2 protein-coding genes and 2 pseudogenes are annotated in these 4,594 nt (G+C 74.2%); 1 reads left to right on the top strand and 3 read right to left on the bottom strand.

Translation table 11 applies throughout. From position 1 onward, the window contains the following. Nucleotides 1-239 precede the first annotated feature (239 nt). Nucleotides 240-497, top strand: a complete 258-nt coding sequence (locus C1I93_RS28620) for a DUF3040 domain-containing protein (protein ID WP_111246375.1) — start codon at nucleotides 240-242, stop codon at nucleotides 495-497. 12 nt (nucleotides 498-509) lie between these two features. On the opposite strand, the gene C1I93_RS28615 is transcribed toward C1I93_RS28620, so the two are convergent. The 3 genes and pseudogenes from C1I93_RS28615 to C1I93_RS33350 form a co-directional block, all read right to left on the bottom strand. After that, nucleotides 510-1,535: an SWIM zinc finger family protein gene (locus C1I93_RS28615; protein ID WP_111246374.1), complete on the bottom strand. Its 1,026-nt coding sequence runs from the start codon at nucleotides 1,533-1,535 to the stop codon at nucleotides 510-512. After that, nucleotides 1,532-3,676 (bottom strand): annotated as a pseudogene (locus C1I93_RS28610) (DEAD/DEAH box helicase); the annotation flags it as partial. The gene C1I93_RS28615 and the pseudogene C1I93_RS28610, both read right to left, overlap by 4 nt. Before the next feature lie 350 nt (nucleotides 3,677-4,026). After that, nucleotides 4,027-4,594, bottom strand: a pseudogene (locus tag C1I93_RS33350) (ATP-dependent helicase); the annotation flags it as partial.

Here is a 4,594-nt window from a genome sequence, read left to right as displayed (position 1 = left end):
GCCCCGCCGGGGACGGTGACGAGCCGGGGACGGTGACGAGCCGGGGAGGGTGACGGTCGGGACGGAACCGTGGGCGGGTGGCAGGAAGGGGACGCCGTGGTGCGGACCGGGCCGGTGGGCGACGGCGGGCGGGCCGGATTTCCTCGCTCTCTCGGCAAGTAGCAGCAGGAAGAGCGCGTGATCCCAGATCCCAGCGGGTATTCCGCCGGGCCGTTGCTGAACGCGTGAGGGGAAGGCACATGCTCAGCAAAGAGGATCAGCGCAGATTCGAACAGATCACCCGCCACCTGCGAGAGAGCGATCCGGCGTTTTTCGCCCGGCTCGACCATCGGGTCCGGCTCCGGCGCGGCCGGTGGCTGCTACTGCTGACCGTCGTACTGTGGGCGTCGTTGCCGGCGACCACCGTGCTGCTCGGGCGGTCGGCCGGCGCGATCTGCGCCGTGGTGTTGCTGACCAACGCCGTGCTGATGTGGCGGTTCCGGCAACGCTGGCTGTGACAGTCGCCGGATTCACCGCTCAAGCTGCCGGTAGGCGCGCCGCAGGCGCTCCACCAGACCCGGCCCACCGATCGCCGGTGCGGGCGCACCGAGTTGCCGCAACAGCAGGTCCGGTCGGCTCGCCAACGCGGGCGGACGGTCCGGCAGCGGCACTGGTGACAGCCAGAACCGGTCGACCGTACCGGCGATCGGTGCGTCGGGCAGGTCCGCGAGGGCGCGTGCCGCGCCGGCCGGTGCCGCATCCGCCGGCTCCGTGGTGGACGAGACGCTGGCGGCGCCCGACGCGGGCAAGCTGCCGACGGTGCCCGCCGTCAGCGAGATGCCGGCACCGTCCGGTGCCGGCGAGGTTGCGGTGGCTCGCGGTACGGGCGTACCGGCGCCGCGCAGTTCGCGGAGCCGTTCGAGCAGTTCGGCCCGGCTCCGGCCGCGCCAGTGCAGCAGCGCGAACGGGTCCGCGTCGAACGCCTCGGCGAGCAGGTAGAAGGTGGCCGCGAGGTGTTTGCAGGGCACCGCGAAGTCCGGACAGGAGCAGTGCTGCTCCAGCTGCGTCACTTCGGCGGGAAAGAGCGGCGCCCCGGCGGCCGCGAACAGCTCCTCCAACTCGGGCGGCAGGTCACCGGCGAGCAACCGGGCGCTGAAGAACGCCTGGGCGGCCAACTGCTGCTCGATCCGGTCCCACAGCGACGCCGGGAACGCCGACAGTGCGATGTGGACCTGGTACGGCTGGGCCCGCGAGCCCTGCACGGTGGCGCGTACCGTGCCGGGAGCTATGTCGAGGTGCAGCACCTGGCCGGCGCGGGCGTACGACCGGCCCCTGGTGAGCCGGGTGCCGAGCGCGAACGACTCCAGCACCTCCAGGAACCGGCGCGACCACCAGGACACCCCTATCGCGCCCCGGGTGCTGCGGGCCCGTAGCCCGCCGTCGACCTTCCGCGGCCGACCGTAGTCGGCGTAGCCACCCCAGCCGGACGCCTCGGGGTCGGTGTCGGGCCGGGCGGCCCGGCGGCCGGTACGCCGGGCGTTGGTCGGGCCTGTCACTCGGCCACCGCCCCGGCCTCCAGGGTGAACAGCTCCCGCAGCTGGGCGGTGGAGAGTTCGGTGACCCACTGCTCACCGGTGCCCACCACCGACGCGGCCAGGCCGCGCTTGTCGGCGATCATGGCGGCGACCTTCTCCTCCACCGTGCCGGCACAGACGAACTTGCGGACCTGCACCCGGCGACGTTGCCCGATCCGGAAGGCCCGGTCGGTGGCCTGGTCCTCCACGGCCGGGTTCCACCACCGGTCCACGTGCACCACATGGTTGGCTGCGGTCAGCGTCAGCCCGGTGCCACCGGCCTTGAGGGAGAGCACGAACAGGGCCGGTCCGCTGTCGGACTGGAACCGGGCGACCAGCTCGTCCCGGTCGGCCTTGGCGACCCCACCGTGCAGGAACAGCACCTCCCGACCGAACCGGGCCGACAGGTGTCCGCGCAGCATCCCGCCGAACTCGGCGTACTGGGTGAACAGCAGGGCCTTCTCCCCCGCCGCGAGGACCTCGTCGAGGATCTCCTCCAGCCGGGCCAGTTTGCCGGAGCGTCCGCCCAGCGGGGAGTTGTCCCGCAGCAACTGCGCCGGATGGTTGCAGACCTGCTTGAGTCGGGTCATGGTGGCCAGCACCAGGCCACGCCGCTCGATGCCCTCGCTGGACTCGATGCGGGCCAGCATGTCGTCGACCACCGCGCGGTAGAGCGCGGCCTGCTCGGCGGTGAGGTTGCAGAAGACCTCCATCTCCAACTTCTCCGGCAGGTCGGAGATGATCGACGAGTCGGTCTTGAGCCGGCGCAGCACGAACGGGCCGGTGATCCGGCGCAGTCGTTGCGCGGCCTCGGCGTCGCCGTGCCGCTCGATCGGCTCGGCGAACCGCTTGCGGAAGGTCGCCGCCGGACCGAGCAGCCCCGGGTTGACGAACTGCATGATGGACCAGAGGTCGGCCAGCCGGTTCTCCACCGGCGTACCGGTCACCGCGATCCGGTGCCGGGCCGGCAGCGCGCGGACCGCCTCGGCCTGCCGGGTGGCGGCGTTCTTGATCGCCTGTGCCTCGTCCAGCACCACCCGGTGCCAGTCGATGCCGGCCAGGTCCGCCGCGTCCCGGGCAGCCACCGTGTACGTGGTGAGGACCAGGTCCGCGTCGTGCACGGCGGTGGCGAAGTCCTCGCCGCGCGCCCGCTGCGCGCCGTGGTGCACGTGGATCCGCAGTTGCGGGGTGAACCGGGCGGCCTCCCGCTGCCAGTTGCCGACGAGTGACATCGGACAGACCAGCAGGGTCGGGCCTGTCTGCGGCGGATCGGCGGCGAGCAGGGCCAGCAACTGCACCGTCTTGCCCAGCCCCATGTCGTCGGCGAGCACCCCACCCAGCCCGAGCGACTGGAGGAACGCCAGCCAGGCCAACCCGCGTCGCTGGTACGGCCGTAGCGTGCCCTGGAAGGTGGGCGGTTCGACGAGCGGCGCCAGCCGTCGCTCCACCGACCCGGCGAGCAGGTCGCCCAGTGCCCCGTCGGCGGTCACTTCCAGCACCGGCAGCGCGTCCGGCTGATCGCCGTCGGCGAGCCCGAGCCGCAGCAGGTCGGCGACGGTCAGCTCACCGGTGGAACGCAGCAGGCGCAGCCCGGCCGCGAGCCGTTTCGGGTCCAGCTCGACCCACTGGCCGCGCAGCCGCACCAGCGGGGTCTTCAACTCCGCCAACCGGGCCAACTCGTCGGCGGTCAACGGCTGGTCGCCGAGCGCCACCTCCCAGCGGTAGTCGACGAGGGCGTCCAGGCCGACCCGGTCGGCCGGGGCGCTGACCGTGCCGGGCGCGGAGCGGGAGGTGGCCCGCAGCCGCGCGCCGAGCCGCGCCGAGGGCCGCTGCCACCAGGACGGCAACAGCACGGTGAAGCCGGCCGCGTGCAGCATCGGCGCGCCCTCGCGGAGGAACCGGTGGGCGCCGTCGGCGTCCAACTCCAGCCCTTCGGGTGTGGCGGTGCGCAGCGCCGCGTCCACCTCGGGCCAGAGCCGGCTGGCCCGGCCCAGCTCGGCCAGGAGCGTCTCCTGCGGGTTGTCCCCGGCGACCGGCACATCCGCGCCACGCCACACCTGACCGGCGTCGACGTGCAGACCCGGGTCGTCGGCCGCACGCAGGCCGAACTCCACCCGCCAGGTGTCCACGGTCGGCACGGTGGCGTACGGGTCGGCGGGCACCACTGTCACCGGCTCGCTGATCTCGTCGGCCGCCGGTTCGACGAGCCGGAAACTGGCCCGTACCGAGCCGCCGACGGCGTCGCGCTGCCAGGCGTCCAGCTCGCGACGCAGGGTGTGCAGCGCGGCCGGATCGGCGCTGAACTCGCGGTGCGGCCCGGTCAGCGCGTCCAGCCAGGGCGCCACCGCACCGGTGTTGCGCACCCCACGGGCCAGGGTGGCCTCGGGCAGGGCGGCTCGCACCGACGCGTCGGTGAGCGCGTCGAGCGCGTCGGCGACCAGCAGTCCCGGCGCGTCGACGGCGGGTTGCCGGTCAGCTGTGGCGCGGGTGGCCGGCGGCAGCGCCAGCGCCAGCGCGCGGGCCCAGCCGGCGTCGGTGCCGGTGAGCAGTGGTCGCCACACCGCGCGGGCGGACGTGGTGTCCCCGTCGGGCAGCTCGACGAGGCCGGGCAGGACCCGGCCCCGGGCGGCCAGGTCGGCGGCGAAGGCGCCCACCTCGGCCAGGTGCCGAAGGCTCGCGCCGGCTGTGGCGTCCAGCCCGTCCAGGCTGCCCAGCAGTGTCAGCGCGGCGTCCGGGGCGTACGCCAGGACGGGCACCCGCCAGCCGGCCAGGGTGACCCGGCCACGGACCGGTTCCACAGCTGTGGTGCGGACCAGCTCCGGCGAGTCCAGTGGGGAACCGGCGCGGGTGGGCAGGGTGAGCAACGCCGTGCCCAGGTCCGTCGGTTCGGCCGCCGCGGCCAGCGCCGCCACCAGCGTGGCCTGCGCGGCGGCGAACGGGTGCGGGCGTTCCCGGGGCGCCCGGCCGGGGCGGCGCGGCGCGTGCGGCGGCAGGGTGCTGTCCTCGGCCCAGACGGCCAACCCCCGCCCGACCCACCACAC

Origin of the sequence: Micromonospora endophytica (assembly GCF_003236305.1) — a bacterium.
GTDB lineage: Bacteria > Actinomycetota > Actinomycetes > Mycobacteriales > Micromonosporaceae > Micromonospora > Micromonospora endophytica.
This window is presented reverse-complemented; position numbering and strand designations above follow the sequence as displayed.

What these genes read in the sequence shown, in the direction of transcription:
- C1I93_RS28620 (WP_111246375.1), top strand. Translation starts at nt 240, where the DNA reads ATGCTCAGCAAAGAGGATCAGCGCAGATTCGAACAGATCACCCGCCAC.